1 protein-coding gene is annotated in these 376 nt (G+C 39.9%); it reads right to left on the minus strand.

Annotated features, from left to right (window positions below; genetic code table 11):
- Nucleotides 1-256 (minus strand): hypothetical protein (locus SB749_RS18820; RefSeq protein ID WP_410711641.1); only part of this gene is annotated, 256 nt, incomplete at its 3' end.
- Between the last annotated feature and the right edge of the window lie 120 nt (nucleotides 257-376).

Raw genomic sequence — 376 nt, forward strand, 5'->3', positions numbered from 1 at the left:
CACTAACTTCGTCAGTAATAAACTCTAGTTCATCGATTGTATCATCCGATAGTTGTTCACGGTTTATCGTAAGACTTGCACCATTTTTTATCAGGATTTGATCATCATTGGGGTATTCGAGAAGGACATTGCTGTCATTTCTAGTAATAACCACATCGCCGTCAAACAGCTGATCACCAAGAGCCAGATTCTCTATCGACCCGTCTGCACGCTGAACTTGAACATTACCTTCAATGCGAACAATTGTAGCTATCATTATATGCCTCGATTAAAATGGGGATTCATCAAGACTAACTTTAGCAGGGTTAGCGGTAGATACTATTGGACTCAGGTCCAGTTTTTAAACGATAGCATTAAAAGGGCATATCTTGATCCT

Origin of the sequence: Brevibacterium sp. SIMBA_078 (assembly GCF_046534565.1) — a bacterium.
Taxonomy (GTDB): domain Bacteria; phylum Actinomycetota; class Actinomycetes; order Actinomycetales; family Brevibacteriaceae; genus Brevibacterium.